The following is a 15,645-nucleotide window of genomic DNA, read 5'->3' as shown; positions in this document are numbered from 1 at the left end:
GCTTGTTTTTCAAAAAAAGCCACGCTTTACATCAATTCAATTAACTCGTAAGCTAAACTGAAACAGGTCAGAGGAGTTGACATGATTAACTTTGAAACACAACAGGCAATCGCCTTCGTTACATTATCCCGAAAAGATAAACAAAATGCGTTGAATTTTGTCATGTTCAAACAGCTGACAAGTATTATTAAAAAAATTAAAAAAGACCCGACTATCCGCGCTGTCGTTATTCAAGGTGATGGTGAGCATTTTTGTGCTGGACTGGATGTTGCTGCCGTTATGAAAAGTCCCATAAATATTGCCAAGTTGCTATTTAAATGGTTGCCGGGTAACTGTAATTTAGCGCAGCAAGTTGTGCTGGGTTGGCAATCACTAAGTGTGCCGGTATTCGCAGTCGTCCAAGGTAATTGCTTTGGTGGTGGCCTGCAAATAGCTCTTGGGGCTGATTATCGGATTGTGCACCCAGATGCTAAATTAGCCATTATGGAAGCGCGCTGGGGACTATGCCCTGATATGGGTGCAAATGTTGTACTACCTAGCTTACTAAAACGTGACGATGCCATGTGGCTTGCCAGTCATGCAGATCCTATTAGTGCTGATAAAGCGCTGCAATTAGGGTTAATAACCGAAGTAAATGCGGATCCAAAACAACGCTGTTTAGCAATGATCAATACCTTATTAGCTCGCTCACCGGATACTTTAGCGGCAATAAAACGCGTTACTCAACAAAGTTTTAACACTCCAAGAAGACAAATTTTAGCAAAAGAAACCATTAGCCAAATTCGTCTGCTTATTAACAGCAATACAAAAAAGGCCATTGCAAAAGCCAAAGGCGCCGATAACATTGAGTATCAAAATAGTAAACGTTGGTAACAAATTCACTTAATATCAACGCTAAGCAATAAGTCGCATAGTTTTCAACAAGCAAATATGATGAAGTATAATACGACCTGTAGTGAGTAAATAATCAATGGATCCCCGACCCCAAGTGCTTAAAAAAATCTTCCCTTATTTACTCAGCAGCTGTTTGATTTTGGGTTGTTTGGCGATAGCAAAAATAATCATGCACTGGCTGCAAGGCAGCTTTCCAGCCCCCCTCTTAGCGATGCTAATGCTACTTACGTTACTTTTAACAAACGTAGTTAAAGAGCATCACTTAACTCCCTGTGCTAAGCCATTATTAAATGTCATGCCGCTTTTTTTCATCCCTGCTGGGGTTGGTTTTATCGAACACCTTGAAATCATCGCCCTGCAATGGCAATTTCTCAGTGCAGTTTTCATTTTGGTGCCATTGACCAGCTTACTGCTTATCGCAGCAGTGATCAGTGTATTTAAAGGCAGGATTGAACATGATTGATCTATGGTGGTTAAGTATTCCTGTAATTATCACGCTGTTTTTAGGGTTAAGGAAGCTCAATACAACCATTAACAATCCTTTATTAAAAGCGCTGACTAATCCCGTTTTTATCACTATTACGCTTATAGCCATATTACTAGTGAGTTTTTCACTGCCTTATTCGCAATTTGCTAGCCATAGCCAGCTATTAAGCTATTTACTGGAGCCTGCCATTGTTGCGCTTGCATTACCGCTATATCAACAATTTGTGCATATACGAAGAAATCTCTTGCTGATTGTTGGCTGCTGTAGTCTGGGCATAATCAATGCCACTGTGGTTGCAACCTTACTCAGTGCTGCATTTAATGTGCCTGCACAATTAGCAGCATCTGTTGCCGCTTTATCGGTCACTACTCCCATTACTCTATTAGTGACTGATTCACTCGGAGGCATTGCTTCGTTGGCAGCTGCGATGGTGATTTTTATCGGCTTATTAGGTGCTTTGTTCGCGCTACTTATTCTTCGTCAGGTGGGCATTTATAACCATCAGGCACAAGGCGTTGCGATTGGTACTGCATTTCATGCAATAGGCACCGCCGCCGCACTTGTTGAGCATCCGCGTATTGGTGCATTTGCTTCAGTGGCAATGGCACTGAGCGCATTACTTACCGCTTTAATCGTACCATTACTTTATCCTTTTTTGAGTCAAGCTCTGCTATGATGAAATAGTTTAACCACTTTATTTATGGATAATAGATGATCAGTACAGAAATCCAACAAGTTGAAAAATACTACACCATGATCAGTGAGTACCTCGTTAAGTACAGCATGCAATTAGTTGGCGCATTGTTGATCTTGATTTTTGGTTTGTGGGTGGCACAAAAAATATCTAAGATGATTGCCGCTTTAATGGCGCGTAATAATATTGATATTACTCTCACTAATTTTGTCAGTAATGTAGTGAAAGTATTGTTTATCGTTATGTTCATTATTATTGCGCTAGGTAAAATTGGCATAAGTGTCACACCTTTTGTCGCTGCAATTGGTGCAGCTTCTCTTGGTGCTGGTTTAGCATTGCAAGGGATGTTATCAAATTATGGCGCAGGCTTGGCTATTATTGCCACCCGCCCCTTTATCGTTGGTGACACGATTGAAGTTAAAAATGTCAGCGGCCAAGTAAAAACCATTGAGCTAGGTTACACCATTTTGATCAATGAAGAAAAAGTCGAAATTACTATTCCTAACAAACACATCGTTGGCGAAATACTGCATAACTCATTTAATTATTCATTAGTAAAAGGTGAAATTGATATTGCCTATAATGCCAGTGCTGAGCATGCTATAGAGCTTATAGAAAACGTATTAAAAGACCATGAGTTAGTCGCAAGTGAACCGCTATCACAAGTTGGCATTGAACGGTTTGCTGAAAGTGGAGTAACAATTAGTTACCGCTACTGGGTGCCGACGACGAAAATAATTGAAACCAAGCTGGCCGTAAACGGTGGCGTATATAGTGCGATTCAAGGTGCGGATATTGAAATTCCATTCCCACAACGGGTGATTACTATTAATAAGCACGATCTTGATAGTTAAATGCTGTATATAAAAAGGGAGCCGCTGACGGCTCCCTTTTTACGACTAATTATAGTACAGCTTTAAAACTTATAGCGCACATTCGCAGTTACAGTTCTGCGTTGACCATAGAAGCAATCTCCACGCGCTAAACATGATGTAATCACTGTTTTATCCGTTAAGTTTTGCGCTTGTAAACTAAAACTATAGTCATCAAAATCATAACCAATCATAGCGTCAAATAAAGTATAGTTATCCGTTTTAATAGGGTCATTTAAAACTATATTATTCATTTCAACATAGGCACTTCCATCTGATGTTTCACCAACGTATCGTGCTCCAAAACCCATTTTAAAGCCGTTCAATGACTCAGGTCGCCAAGTACTCCAAATAGATGCTTGCTGATCTGGCAAGGCACTTAACTTTGCACCATCTTCACCAAGAGTATTACTTTGACTAACATAGCCGTCAGTGTATGCATAAGATGCGTAAACATCGACTGTATCCCACGCTAGCTGTGCTTCTAATTCAATACCTTTAACAGTTACCTCACCTTGCTGAACTTGTCCATTAGGGTCAATAAGATTTGCATTACCCACCTGGTCAGCTGGTAAGCTGGTGGTGCGATTTTGCTCAACGATATGATACACCGCAGCTGTTAATAAATGCTCTGTACCTGCTGGTTGATATTTTAAACCCGCTTCAACTTGCTCACCCGTTTTTGGTTCGAAGGCTTTACCGTAAGCATCTTGACCTATTAATGGTTCAAATGATTCACTATAACTTGCATACGGTGAAACCCCTGAGTCAAATAAATACATCAAGCCTAAACGACCGGTGGTAGCATACTGTGACTCACTTTTGCCGTTTTCAGGATTTGTTGTTGCTTTATCGCGACGTAATGCTGTTGAGACTATCCACTTATCAGCAATTTTCATGCTGTCTTGAATATATAGGCCAGTTTGATAAGTCTTTGATGAGGGAACGTCAATCAAATCACCCACTGTTGGTAAATTATCTACTTTACCGTATACAGGACTAAATAAATCGAGCGTGCCAGCAAGCCCAGAAACAGAGTCGTTATCAGTATAAGCATTCTGATAATCGAGCCCCATCACTATTGTGTGCTCAATATTACCGGTTATTATATTGCCATGAAACTGGGCATCACTGGCAATAGCCCGCGAATCAGCGGAGCTAAGGTAAGACACTCGCTTGACGCTGCGCCCATCTTCTGAAAATTTAGGTGGCCAACCATAAATCGTATGATACTCAGCATGACTATCGGTGTAACGCGCAGCAAGTTTAAACTGCCAATCAGCATTAATATTTTGCTCTAAAATCGCAGTGATTGACGCTTGCTCAGTATCATAACGATCAAAACCCGGCTCAGAAACAAAACGGTTTGATGGAATTTTGCCGTTTTCGTTTTCTAAAATGGTGCCTGAGTGAGGTAAGAACGAGGTACTCGTGCCTGATTCATTCTTTTGCCAATTAGTTAATAGCGTTATTTTTGTATCATCAGTGGCATACCAAGTTAATGATGGAGAAAACACAATACTGTTATCTGGCACATAATCGGTTTGGGTATCACTCTCTCGCCATAAACCAATTACTCGCCCTTGTAATGAAGCATCATCATTTAATGCACCGGTAATATCTCCCGCAACTTGTTTGCGCGAGTAATTACCAACTTGCCCCCAAAGCTGTCCTGATGTTTCAGCTTCTGGTTTTTTACTGACTAAGTTAACAATCCCGCCAATTGACCCCTGTCCATAAAGTACTGAGCTCGGCCCTTTGAGTATTTCAATTTGCGACAATCCATAAGGGTTAGTGCGAACATTATTATAACTACCATACAACGATTTTAAGCCATCTAAGTATTGTACGGGCGACACACCACGAATAACCGACCAATCGCCACGGGTATCAACACCGTATGGACCATTATATAAACCAGACACATAACCAATTGCATCTTGAATAGTTAGTGCGCCTAAATCTTCAATTCGCTCTTGCGTTAAAACTGAAACAGACAACGGAGTTTCAATAATTGGCACGTCTGATTTTGCACCAGACGCACTCATGTATGAAATCAAACCTCGTTGGCTTTTTACCGTAATAACTTCTAAATCGTGATCTTCACTCACAGCATGCTGTTCGGCAACAGCATTAGAAGGATTTAACAGTGAAAGAAGAGTCAAAGATAAAATACTTAACGGTGTATTTATTCCACTTAACTGCATTAATATTCCTTAGGACAAATTGAAATTGAAGGTAGTTTAATAGTACAATTATTGAAATGCAATATGAATGATAACAAATATCATTAACAATAGGTTTCACTATGGCTAAAGTAAGCAAGCGATTTTGGTTTCAATTACATGGCTGGTTCTCATTGCCTGTATGGGTTTTATTCTGTTTTATTTGTATTACAGGCACTCTCTCTGTAGTGAGTCATGAGCTTACCTGGTTAACCAACCCTGCTGCTCGAGCAAGTAATCCTAACAATTTGCCTGCAAAACCAATCGATGAATTAATAGCAGCAGTAGAACAACAACATCCAACTGCTGATATCACATCAGTATTGGTGTATGAACCGTATTTAGTAAACGCTATTATTTTTACAGATCACAATAAACCCCAAGCAATTGCCTACGTAAATCAGTACACAGGGCAAATACAAGCAGTTAATCAAGGCATCACCTTTATTGGTTTTATGCGCGCGTTACATGGTTGGCTGTTGTTTCCATGGCAAGCTGGTTATAGCGTCGGTTATTATCTTGTATCTGCAATGGCAATAGTCATGTTTGGCGCATTAGCCACCGGGCTGATTATTTATAAAAATTTCTGGCGTGCTTTTACTCAGCCTAAATTGCGCTTTAATCAAGGTAAAAAAACCTTACTAAAAGATTTACATAGCTTAGCTGGCGTCTGGTCTATGTGGTTTTTACTCATTATGAGCTTAACGGGGTTTTGGTATTTAACTCAAGCAATTATGTGGCATAACGAAATTGATATTGAAGAGCATCCGCCGCTGGTAAGCATAGCTGATTTGCCCACCTCTAAAACGGTACCGGCCATCAGTCTAAGTCAGGCTCTACAGCTCACTAAGCAGCAGTTTACTGACTTTGAACCTCATTACATCATGTTCCCAGAACATAGCCGAGGCATGTACAGTATCAGCGGCTCGAACAACACTATTTTCTATGATGACTATGCGTTCTCAACGACGATAAATCCTTGGACAGGCGAATTAGCACAGACTAAAAGTCCCGGATCAATGAACGCTCTACAAACTATTTCTCATATTGCAGACCCTTTGCATTACGGCACAATTGGCGGGATCTGGACCAAGCTAGTTTGGTTTATTTTTGGCGTGATCTTAAGCGGTATGTCTATTACAGGCTTTATGATGTGGCGTAGTAAGTTAGCTAAGACAACAAAGGCGCAGCTGCTAACGACTGACTATATTCAGGAGGCACAATAATGGCGCGACTTAAAAGTACTTGGTGGCAACGCTATAAGTATCTACTACATGCTAGTATTTTAATTTTACCATTTTGGTTTTTATATCAATCAATGATTCTCATATTTCCTGACTCATGGGGCGAGCAAACAATGGGAGAGTTTACCCTTGCACCCATGCCACTTAATATGGGGCCCCCCTATAGCCACCATGGTGAATACGTTAAAGATTTTATGGTAATGTTTAATAAAGGAAAAATAGCAGATGTACGCCAAGGTTACATGAATATTGGCCCCACTCCTTTACCACTTAGTCAGTTATCAAAAGCCGATGAAGGTATTTTACATGGCACGCGTCATGGTCAACATGTGCACGCTATTGCACCAAAATTAATAACCAGCAAAGATAAGGCATGGATCACACTCCAAACGTGGCAAGGTGAATTGCTAGTTCAAAGCTGGGAAATTCCAAGCCAGTTTATTAACTAACAACAATGGGGAGCAAAACATGCTCCCACGCCCACCCAAACCCAACCTTTATTTAACTTAAATCACCATTTATCTTTACAAAAGTAATAATATAATAAAGTATTACAATTAACCTTTTAAAGGTTAATCGTTGAGCTGCTCATCGAATGCTAAATTTGCTTGAGCTATCGGATCATACACACACAGTACTTTGGAGATAAAATGAAATTTTCCACACAATTACTTTGCTGGCTTAGTTTAGCCGCCAGCCCATTTTTTAATAATGCATTCGCTATCGATAATGGTGTCTATACCATAAAATCAAAATATAGCGCCAAATTTGTCGAAGTCGCCAATGCATCAACTGCGGATGGCGCGAATATTAGCCAATGGGCTAATACTAATCACGATACCCAACGTTGGCTCATTACTCAGGTTGAAAATAATAACTACTCTGTAATAAACCTTAACAGCGGTAAAGCAATGGAGGTCTTTGAGTGGTCAACTAGTGATGGCGCAAACGTAGTCCAATATGACTATAGCGCTGGTGCAACGCAGCATTGGCAAATTAATAACGAAGGCAACGGCTATGTGAGCTTTATCAATGCCAATAGCCAAAAAGCACTCGACCTGTATGACTTTGACGGCAATGACGGGGCTAATATCAGCCAATGGGCATACAATGGCAGTGATGCACAGCTTTGGCAGCTCAATAAACTCGCCAACGTAGAACCCGCTCCCTTTGATCCTTCAACTACCAATGGCGCAACGGATCATTGGCCATTAACCGGTAGTTTAGTCACTCACGATCCAACCATCAGTTACGAAAATGGTACGTGGTGGATATTTCAAACTGGGCCTGGCATCGCTGGAAAGTGGTCAAATTATGGCGTAGCATGGAATGATGCGGCAGCAATTTTTCCTAATGGCTTAAATTGGTGGTCTAACTATGTGCCTGAACACGATGGCATTGATGTTTGGGCGCCTGAACTTAAAAGTTACAATGGCCGCAGCTGGCTTTATTATGCAATATCAACCTTTGGCTCGCGTGTTTCGGCAATTGGTTTAGCCTCAGCAAGTAGTGTCTCTGCCGGTAATTGGCGTGATGATGGTTTAGTGATAAACACCACCAACAGCAATAACTACAATGCGATTGACCCAGATTTAGTCGTCGCCAAAGATGGTGCGCCATGGTTAACATTCGGTTCGTGGAATTCAGGTATCAAGTTAATGCGGATCAACCCAATAACGATGAAACCATTTGGTGAGCTCTATTCCCTTGCTAGCCGCTCAGGTGGCATTGAAGCACCAACAATCATCTATCGCCAAGGATACTACTACCTATTTGTATCTGTTGGTAAATGTTGCGCAGGAACCGATAGCACCTATCGTATCGCATATGGGCGTGCAACGGATATTCGTGGTCCTTACTTAGACAAGAATGGCAACAATATGCTCTCTGGTGGTGGCAGTATTTTAGATGCTGGTAACAGCCAGTGGGCCGGACCTGGCGGCCAAGATATTCTTAATACCGATGTAATGGTTCGCCATGCTTATGATAAAGGTGACAACGGTGTGCCAAAACTATTGATCAGCACACTAAATTGGGACTCAAATGGTTGGCCAAGATTTTAAACCAGCCAACTTAACAACATTTATAAAGCGTGTAATAACGCGCTTTATAAAAAACGCTCCATGATAGCGGAGGCGATTTGCGTAGCTATTCCACATCCCCACATATATGCACGTTGGATCGGGTAACCTCTAAAAATCCAACGCTTTCTAACATGATTAAAATTACTTAAATAATCAGCTTTGGCATCTGGCAGAGGTTGATCAGCAAGCTTTGCCCATGCTTTATAAACACCCGACATATCTGCACCACGCATAAATTGCTGTAACCAGCGAGGAAATCGCGCGTATCGTATCGTCGACTGAAAATCGATGATATACGGTTTACCATCATCACTACAAAGCACATTACCCAAATTGCGCAAATCTAAATGTACAACCCCTCGGCGATGCATTAATGCAACCAGTCGTTCAAAATCTTTAAAAAAACTAACGGGTAGCACTTCTTTTTGTTGTAATAACTGTTTAAGTGGTGTGCCTGTAATATAGTCATAGGCAACAGCAATCGGCGATAATCGTAAAAATCGCCCACTCACTCCAGTTATGCCAGCTAAACGAGCCAGCCCTTTATACTCTTGATTCACCGATAAAGGCGCAAAGGTTTTTCTCACCCACCAAGGGCTATGTTGAAAATCTTTAATGACTAAATCGAGTTGCTGATCGGTATAACGATAGACAATAGCATTTGCAAAACGTCCGGTATGAACAACATTTAAATTTTCGGCTGCAAACTGATGTTCTGGAAATTGCTGCTGTAACTGCTGTAATAAAGTAGCTTCGATCATAACACCCTGCGACTTGTTAAATATAAATGCCTAGGCAACTATATTGTCAAATCTCTGCACTCACAGCAATATGACCCTTAGCTAGATTTACGATTTCAAATTATGAATTGCTCTAAATAACAGCTTTGCCAACAATTTTTTTTCATCATCAGAAAAGTCGATTAGTGCTGTGCGGTAAATATTATTCACAATAGGGAGTATTTCAGGGTAAAGCTGTTGGCCTTTTTCAGTAAGGCATAATAGCGTAGAGCGGCGATCTTCTGCGGATTGTTGTTTTGCAACTAAGCCTTTTTCTTCTAAACGAGACAACAAACGGCTCATCGCGCCACGATCATAAACCATATGCTCACATAGCTCTGCCAAAGTATGCACTTTGCCTCGTGCTAATAACACCACAACAATATATTGCGCCGAAGTTAAATCCATTGGCGTAAGGCCAGCATCTAGATGAGTTACTAAATTTGACCGTAAATAAGCAACTAACCGACCCAGATCTTGAACAGGATCAAGATCATCAATACAACATTGTACAAGTGAAGCGGACTCTTTCATAAATTCTCAAAAACTGCGTGAAGGTCACTCATTGACCGTTAATAGCTATAATAATTCAATCAAACATAATTGCGTAGTGACACCTAATTAGTGTAGCGTCGAACAAGCTAACTAATGTTATTGAGGAATACATGCAAAGTAAACAACGAGATGTTATCAAGTATATTGCCATACTTATACTGCTACTACTTTGCTGGTCAGAGCAATTTAACAGCTACATCATGGATTTTCTTGACCAAACCTTAGTGCAGTCATCATTAGTTTATGCTTCTGCACGCAGTGTTAACGGCATTATTTCTTTATTGCAATCGGCTGAAGTCGGTATTGGTATAGCCAGCATAGCGCCTGCGCAATTGCTTGATCCGGTGAACGATTTAGCCGAATACATTGCCGATGCGATGCGCATATCATTAGGCTCACTGTTTATCCAGCGGATTTTATTTACTATTTCATCAGGGGTATTTTTTAGCGCCTTGTTTACCGCCAGCGTCATTAGTTATTTAGTCTGTGATTATTTTGGGTATTTAAAACAGCTTAAAGGAAAGTTACTAGCCAGCCTGATTTTAGTGCGGTTTTTAATTCCATTTGTAGTACTTGCAACTGGGCTTGCCAGCCAAGCCTTTCTAGATGAAGAAATTAATTATCAAAATCAATATGTTGAAAAGACCGTTGACACACTTAGCGTACAGGCTAATGCAACCTCCACACTATCAGCACAACTGAGCGCAAAAATTAACAGTGACAAGCAAACAACTCTCGATGAACTCGAACTTATTGCCGTTCAGCAACAACAATTAAAAGCAATTATTACAGATAACCAACAGCAGCTTGAGCAATTAAATAAGCAAATTGACGCCATTCAAACGACCCGCAGTTTAGCCGAAAAACTCACCTTAACAGAGCTTCCCGAGGCTAAACCATTACTGCAAAAACAGCGCGAGTTAAAGCAACAACAAGCATCTATCAACAATCAGTTCGCCGCGTTATATCAACAGAAAGCTCAACTGCAACAACAGCTGCATGATTATAACGACCAACTAGCAGGTAATTCTGGCAATTTAATTAGCAAAGTCGTTGATACCGTTACCACTGGCATTACAGATATGGCTAATTCTTTAGAGGGCTTATTTATTGAATTTTTAAACTTAGTGTCGTTACTAATCATCAAATTATTTATCATGCCTTTGCTCTTCTTATATTTATTTAGTAAGGCATTTAAAGCTATTTGGCAACGTTCCGTGCTGCAAGCATTAGCGCAAATGAAAACAGAAATACACACCACCATCACAGAAAAATAACCGCTATATCATGCTTAGGGTCACATCAGCTCAGCATGAAAGCGATGCCCTAATGGGTCATTTTAAAACTAACAATTAAAAATTAAAACCAATAAAAACAGATAGATAAAATAAAAAGCATTGAATGAAAGGAAACCTAAATAGCTTTACTCTCACTGCAGAAGTCTTTCTTTTGTCACGGTTTTGTCATAAAAGTTATTTAGCTTGCATCGCATACATGGCTAACTTAGGACTTTACTCGTGCCAACACTTAAACCACTTGCTTATGCACTGAGCATATTAACACTCACAGCAACATTAGGCGCTTGCAGCAGCCAAGATGTTAATTCCACTCAACCAAGCCAAACTACACTAAAGCTTAACAGCACACCATTTTGGCAACAAAATAATGCTCAAGGATCGCAAGCTGCTTGGCTTTTTGATGATGCATGGTTACTAGCCAGTGAAAGCCAAGGCTTAATTGTAGTAGAGCAAAATAAACAACATAGCGAAGTACTTAACGCGGGTAACTTTGAAACTCTGTCAGTGCGTACTATTGGCGACAATCGCTTTTTAGTGACCAGTATTGATAATGAACGTGATCTGGTTGCCGTTTTCACCCTAACTAAAAGTAACGGCAACTGGCAGCTAACGGAGCACACACCGATTGTTGCACCGCAAGCAAAACCTGAAGCGGTCTGCCTATTTAACAATCACAATACGGGGAGTATTTCTGCTTTTGTTGCTGATGTTCGCGGCTTAATGCGCGAAACCTTAATTTATAACTTTGCCACAGAGCAAACCACTAACATTGCGGTCCGAGAATTTGCCGGTGTAAATGAAGCTGCGGGTTGTGCGGTTAATGATGTAAGCCAACAATTATTTATCAGTGAAGAAGAACTTGGCATTTGGCAAATGAACGCCAATGCAGAATCTTCAGCGAGTAAACAACCTCTTACCATGGTTGCTCCCTTTGGTGAACTGGCCAGCGGTATTGGCGCATTAACCACCAGCACTGATGGCAGCCTCTGGTTTACTAGCAGCAGCAATAACACCCTATACCGATATAATCCAGAGCAAGGTATACAACAAAAGTGGCGTGTCTCTGGAGATCTCAGTATTGGTTCTGTGGTAATTGATAATAACGCCACTACTGCTCAAGCCATTATGTATGACGATGAAAGTGGCGCGTACCGCAGCAGCCAGTTAATTTTAGACCCAATCACCAGTACGACAAAAACCAACACCACCACTGCAAAAACAGCACATGTGTATGCAAAAGTGCAAACGACACCAGTTGCAGCATTTGGTGATGCCGCAGACGATCCAGCCATCTGGGTGCATCCAACCGACGCCGCTAAAAGCTTGATCATTGGCACCGATAAACGTCGCGGACTGATGATCTATAACTTAGCTGGAGAACAAATTCAAAGCCTTGACGTAGGTAGAGTTAACAATGTTGACGTTCGTCAAAGTAGTAATATCAACAACCCAACTCACACGCTAATTGCAGCCAGTAACCGCAGTGAAAATAGCATTAGTTTGTTCACTGTCGACATACAAAACAGCGTACACCACTTAGGTAGCGTGGCTACCAATTTGAGTGAGATTTATGGCTTATGCATGTATTCATCGAAATCTGGTGACTATGTATTTGTGAATGATAAATCAGGGTTATATCAGCAATATAAAATAACCAGCCAACAGCAACAAGTCTCGGGCAAACTGGTGCGCGAATTTACTCTACCTAGCCAACCAGAAGGTTGTAGTAGTGATGATAAAAACGGCGAACTGTTTGCTGGCGAGGAAGACGCTGGTATTTGGTTTATCCAAGCAGAGCCTGACTCACAGCAAGCGCCTATTTTATTGCAATCCGTGAATGAAATGCTAGTTGATGATGTAGAAGGTATGGAGATTTATCATGGTAAAGACGAGCGCTTATTAGTGGTATCTAGCCAAGGTGACGATAGTTATGTCGTGTATCGTATAAATAAAGGTGAAAAACACCCAACCCTTGAGTTTGTCAGTAAGTTTAATATTCTTGCAAACTTAAATAACGGTATTGATGGCGTGTCAGAAACCGATGGCTTAACCGTTACAGCCAAAGCGCTGCCTGGCTACCCTCTTGGCGTATTAATAGTGCAAGATGGCTACAATCGTATGCCACAGCAACCACAAAATTTTAAACTGGTGGATTGGCGCCAAGTACATTCACTTATCCATGGCGACGCTAAATAAACTAAACAAATATAGCCGTCACTTGGCGGCTATATTACCGTTGTTAACCACCAAATAACTAACACCAACACAGTTAAGCCAAGCATTGCTTTGGTTTTATGTTTTGTGATAATTCGCTCTGCTTGATTGCCAGCATAATACACCACCAGCGCCAGACCAAAATACCGAATTGAGCGGGCAATAGTCGTTGCAATTAAAAACATTATTAATGAATATTTGGTGGCACCCGCTGCGAGCATAGCTATTTGAAAAGGAATTGGCACTATCCCCAACATTATTACAAACCAAAAACCTTGCTGCTGCATTTGTTGTTCTACGTGTTCAAACTGCTCTGGATTTGAAAAGGTATTGATCACCCAATCGCCAACCGCATCAAACAAGTAATAGCCAAGCGCGTAACCAAACAATGCCCCAATAATACAGCCTAAAGTCGCCATTAAGGCTATCAGCCAAAGCTTTTCACGCCGCGCTTGCATCAACGGCACCAATACTGCTTCAAGAGGGATAGGAACTATCGTTGACTCTAAAAATGAAGCCGCCGTTATGCTGGTTAACATATGCTTTGAATCAATAAATTGTCGTGTTTTTTGCTTTAAGCGCTGCATAACAGCCATAGTATCACCTTGGTAGTGCTTATAAGTTATATTTATAAGCATATTGCAAGCTCAATACCAGCCTTGCATAATTAATAAGTACATTGTTTTATAAGCATTTTTTAATACAATTTAACAGGAACAGGCAAATAAATTTAACTGATAGTGTAAAAACCCCCAATTAAAATTGTAAATTTTACTGTAATCAATCGCTTAGGGATTAAGCAATGTAATATTGGCTACGGCCACTATTTTTCGCTTTGTACAAGGCTTGATCAGCACGTTTAACTACCTCATTAAACGCTTCTTCTGGGGCCTTAAATGACACACCAATACTTACACTTACCGTTCGATTAGCAGCAAGTTCAATGGTATGTGCAAGTGATAGTAATTGCTCACTTAAATCGCAGGCTTTTGGTCGGTCATCGCCGGGCAGGTATATTGCAAACTCTTCACCACCTAAACGTGCAAAAACACTATTATTAGGTAAAGCTTTGGCATATAAAGATGATAATTCGATCAGTACTTGATCCCCCCTATCGTGACCAAACAGATCATTAATCACTTTAAAAAAATCGATATCAATAAGCAAAATTGTATACGGGGCTGATTGATTTTTTTGCATATATTGATAAAAGAATTGGCGGTTCGCTATTTGGGTTAAGTAATCAGTGATCAGCTCTTTTGATAACTGCTGCTGCACACTTGTTAAATCGCCTATAGTTAACTTTAAACCATAACAAGTAAACAACATGCCTGCAGTACGTAAAACATCCTCAACATAAATACCAATAAACAAAGGCTGGATCAGCACTTCATCAAGTAGATCAAAGGTTAAACCCGCTGACCACAATAATAAACCGATGCTTAAATTAACATAAGCAAAAACTGATAAGTTGGCCCTTTGGACAATGATAAAAATAGCCACCACAATTAATAGGTTAATTGCGTCGGTAAGTACACCATTAAAAAAAATACTGTTATCTAATTCAGGATAGAAATAAATATACGAGGTAACTATTAAAAACAGAGTAACTACAAATACAGCTGAAAACACGGCTTGTAAGGTGTTTTTTGCCGTTTGTTGTTGAAGTTTATTATCACTGTATTTCATACACGTTTCGCTGATTAAGTGAGCGCTATATTAAATAACGCTATCACAAGCTAATGAATATATAGCTTTTAAATACAACTGCCGTTTTATATCACTGGAGCTGATTTTTTAAGTTCCTAACACCAGCACCAACCTAAGTTTACACACCTAAACAAGGTATTTTAACCACAGCATTTTTTGTATTTTTTATTACTGCCACACGAACATGGATCATTACGTTGTGGTGTTTTTTCAAAAACTTGAGTAACAGGTTTATTAAGCACAATATCTAAAGGGGTAATATCTTCAGCAAGCGTACTATCAACACGAATATCTGCAAATAAATCGTTAGCTATCAAAATAGCGTTTATTTCAAGTTCACGTGCAGCGCTTTGCACCTGTAAAACGAGCGGATTTTCTTCGCTACCAGGTTTTACTTTCGGTTTAGGCTGATAAGTACCTTGATTATTTTTACCCATAATATCGGGCTTACCACGATAGAAAAATTTTGACACCTGCGTTCCTAACTGTCATTTAAAGCAACTCACCGCGAGTAGCTAAAGGCTGCGCAGTCTAACAGAATTTAATGCTGTTAGCGCGCATCTTTAAAATCGATAATGAAGCTAATAAA

General features: G+C 40.3%; 15 protein-coding genes. 9 read left to right on the top strand and 6 right to left on the bottom strand.

The window, feature by feature from the left end; all coding sequences use genetic code 11:
* The first annotated feature begins 81 nt into the window (after nucleotides 1-81).
* The 4 genes from H5183_RS12960 (at nucleotide 82) to H5183_RS12945 (ending at nucleotide 2,929) form a co-directional block, all read left to right on the top strand.
* Complete coding sequence (locus H5183_RS12960; RefSeq protein ID WP_182716997.1) at nucleotides 82-873, top strand: crotonase/enoyl-CoA hydratase family protein; 792 nt, start codon at nucleotides 82-84, stop codon at nucleotides 871-873.
* Nucleotides 874-970: 97 nt separating this feature from the next.
* Entirely contained in the window at nucleotides 971-1,357 is a 387-nt protein-coding gene (locus H5183_RS12955; RefSeq protein ID WP_182731871.1) for a CidA/LrgA family protein, read from the top strand.
* Nucleotides 1,350-2,057 (top strand): LrgB family protein, encoded by a 708-nt coding sequence (locus H5183_RS12950; RefSeq protein ID WP_182731870.1) that lies wholly within the window; start codon nucleotides 1,350-1,352, stop codon nucleotides 2,055-2,057. Before H5183_RS12955 ends, H5183_RS12950 begins: the two co-directional genes overlap by 8 nt.
* A 35-nt stretch (nucleotides 2,058-2,092) precedes the next feature.
* Nucleotides 2,093-2,929, top strand: coding sequence for a mechanosensitive ion channel family protein (locus tag H5183_RS12945; RefSeq protein WP_182731869.1), 837 nt, complete (start codon nucleotides 2,093-2,095; stop codon nucleotides 2,927-2,929).
* Between the two features lie 62 nt (nucleotides 2,930-2,991).
* On the opposite strand, the gene H5183_RS12940 is transcribed toward H5183_RS12945, so the two are convergent.
* Nucleotides 2,992-5,154, bottom strand: a complete 2,163-nt coding sequence (locus H5183_RS12940) for a TonB-dependent siderophore receptor (RefSeq protein ID WP_182731868.1) — start codon at nucleotides 5,152-5,154, stop codon at nucleotides 2,992-2,994.
* Nucleotides 5,155-5,255: 101 nt separating this feature from the next.
* On the opposite strand from H5183_RS12940, the gene H5183_RS12935 reads away from it, so the two are divergent.
* The 3 genes from H5183_RS12935 to H5183_RS12925 all read left to right on the top strand — a co-directional run bounded on the left by H5183_RS12935 (nucleotide 5,256) and on the right by H5183_RS12925 (nucleotide 8,479).
* Nucleotides 5,256-6,398 (top strand): PepSY domain-containing protein, encoded by a 1,143-nt coding sequence (locus H5183_RS12935; RefSeq protein ID WP_182731867.1) that lies wholly within the window; start codon nucleotides 5,256-5,258, stop codon nucleotides 6,396-6,398.
* On the top strand, nucleotides 6,398-6,865 hold the full coding sequence (locus H5183_RS12930; RefSeq protein ID WP_182731866.1) for a hypothetical protein: 468 nt from the start codon (nucleotides 6,398-6,400) through the stop codon (nucleotides 6,863-6,865). The genes H5183_RS12935 and H5183_RS12930 overlap by 1 nt, the downstream gene beginning before the upstream one ends.
* A gap of 201 nt (nucleotides 6,866-7,066) precedes the next feature.
* A complete protein-coding gene (locus tag H5183_RS12925) occupies nucleotides 7,067-8,479 on the top strand; it encodes a family 43 glycosylhydrolase (protein WP_182731865.1) in 1,413 nt (470 codons plus the stop codon).
* Nucleotides 8,480-8,523: 44 nt separating this feature from the next.
* On the opposite strand, the gene H5183_RS12920 is transcribed toward H5183_RS12925, so the two are convergent.
* Nucleotides 8,524-9,261, bottom strand: coding sequence for an RIO1 family regulatory kinase/ATPase (locus H5183_RS12920; RefSeq protein ID WP_182731864.1), 738 nt, complete (start codon nucleotides 9,259-9,261; stop codon nucleotides 8,524-8,526).
* An 87-nt stretch (nucleotides 9,262-9,348) separates the two neighbouring features.
* Nucleotides 9,349-9,813, bottom strand: a complete 465-nt coding sequence (locus H5183_RS12915; RefSeq protein WP_149980919.1) for a MarR family winged helix-turn-helix transcriptional regulator — start codon at nucleotides 9,811-9,813, stop codon at nucleotides 9,349-9,351.
* 131 nt (nucleotides 9,814-9,944) lie between these two features.
* Between H5183_RS12915 and H5183_RS12910 the strand changes: the two genes are divergently transcribed.
* Both H5183_RS12910 and H5183_RS12905 read left to right on the top strand, forming a co-directional pair.
* Entirely contained in the window at nucleotides 9,945-11,111 is a 1,167-nt protein-coding gene (locus H5183_RS12910; protein ID WP_182731863.1) for a hypothetical protein, read from the top strand.
* Nucleotides 11,112-11,351: 240 nt separating this feature from the next.
* Entirely contained in the window at nucleotides 11,352-13,328 is a 1,977-nt protein-coding gene (locus H5183_RS12905; protein ID WP_182731862.1) for a phytase, read from the top strand.
* A gap of 29 nt (nucleotides 13,329-13,357) precedes the next feature.
* Here the strand turns inward: H5183_RS12905 and H5183_RS12900 are convergent, their stop codons facing one another.
* The 3 genes from H5183_RS12900 to H5183_RS12890 all read right to left on the bottom strand — a co-directional run bounded on the left by H5183_RS12900 (nucleotide 13,358) and on the right by H5183_RS12890 (nucleotide 15,529).
* Nucleotides 13,358-13,942: a YqaA family protein gene (locus H5183_RS12900; protein ID WP_145237660.1), complete on the bottom strand. Its 585-nt coding sequence runs from the start codon at nucleotides 13,940-13,942 to the stop codon at nucleotides 13,358-13,360.
* A 199-nt stretch (nucleotides 13,943-14,141) separates the two neighbouring features.
* Nucleotides 14,142-15,035, bottom strand: coding sequence for a GGDEF domain-containing protein (locus H5183_RS21820; RefSeq protein ID WP_259397253.1), 894 nt, complete (start codon nucleotides 15,033-15,035; stop codon nucleotides 14,142-14,144).
* 161 nt (nucleotides 15,036-15,196) lie between these two features.
* Nucleotides 15,197-15,529, bottom strand: coding sequence for a PBPRA1643 family SWIM/SEC-C metal-binding motif protein (locus H5183_RS12890; protein WP_145237663.1), 333 nt, complete (start codon nucleotides 15,527-15,529; stop codon nucleotides 15,197-15,199).
* Nucleotides 15,530-15,645 lie beyond the last annotated feature (116 nt).

It is taken from the genome of Pseudoalteromonas sp. SR44-8, assembly GCF_014163635.1.
Taxonomy (GTDB): Bacteria; Pseudomonadota; Gammaproteobacteria; order Enterobacterales; family Alteromonadaceae; genus Pseudoalteromonas; species Pseudoalteromonas rhizosphaerae.
The sequence above is the reverse complement of the archived record's forward strand: the minus strand, read 5'-3'. Positions and strand labels throughout refer to the sequence as shown.

Excerpts from the sequence above, each read along its gene's own strand:
- H5183_RS12925 (WP_182731865.1), top strand. The coding sequence starts at position 7,067 with ATGAAATTTTCCACACAATTACTTTGCTGGCTTAGTTTAGCCGCCAGC.
- H5183_RS12960 (WP_182716997.1), top strand. The coding sequence starts at position 82 with ATGATTAACTTTGAAACACAACAGGCAATCGCCTTCGTTACATTATCC.
- H5183_RS12950 (WP_182731870.1), top strand. The coding sequence starts at position 1,350 with ATGATTGATCTATGGTGGTTAAGTATTCCTGTAATTATCACGCTGTTT.
- H5183_RS12955 (WP_182731871.1), top strand. The coding sequence starts at position 971 with ATGGATCCCCGACCCCAAGTGCTTAAAAAAATCTTCCCTTATTTACTC.
- H5183_RS12940 (WP_182731868.1), bottom strand. The coding sequence starts at position 5,154 with ATGCAGTTAAGTGGAATAAATACACCGTTAAGTATTTTATCTTTGACT.
- H5183_RS21820 (WP_259397253.1), bottom strand. The coding sequence starts at position 15,035 with ATGAAATACAGTGATAATAAACTTCAACAACAAACGGCAAAAAACACC.
- H5183_RS12910 (WP_182731863.1), top strand. The coding sequence starts at position 9,945 with ATGCAAAGTAAACAACGAGATGTTATCAAGTATATTGCCATACTTATA.
- H5183_RS12935 (WP_182731867.1), top strand. The coding sequence starts at position 5,256 with ATGGCTAAAGTAAGCAAGCGATTTTGGTTTCAATTACATGGCTGGTTC.
- H5183_RS12930 (WP_182731866.1), top strand. The coding sequence starts at position 6,398 with ATGGCGCGACTTAAAAGTACTTGGTGGCAACGCTATAAGTATCTACTA.
- H5183_RS12945 (WP_182731869.1), top strand. The coding sequence starts at position 2,093 with ATGATCAGTACAGAAATCCAACAAGTTGAAAAATACTACACCATGATC.
- H5183_RS12900 (WP_145237660.1), bottom strand. The coding sequence starts at position 13,942 with ATGGCTGTTATGCAGCGCTTAAAGCAAAAAACACGACAATTTATTGAT.
- H5183_RS12920 (WP_182731864.1), bottom strand. The coding sequence starts at position 9,261 with ATGATCGAAGCTACTTTATTACAGCAGTTACAGCAGCAATTTCCAGAA.
- H5183_RS12915 (WP_149980919.1), bottom strand. The coding sequence starts at position 9,813 with ATGAAAGAGTCCGCTTCACTTGTACAATGTTGTATTGATGATCTTGAT.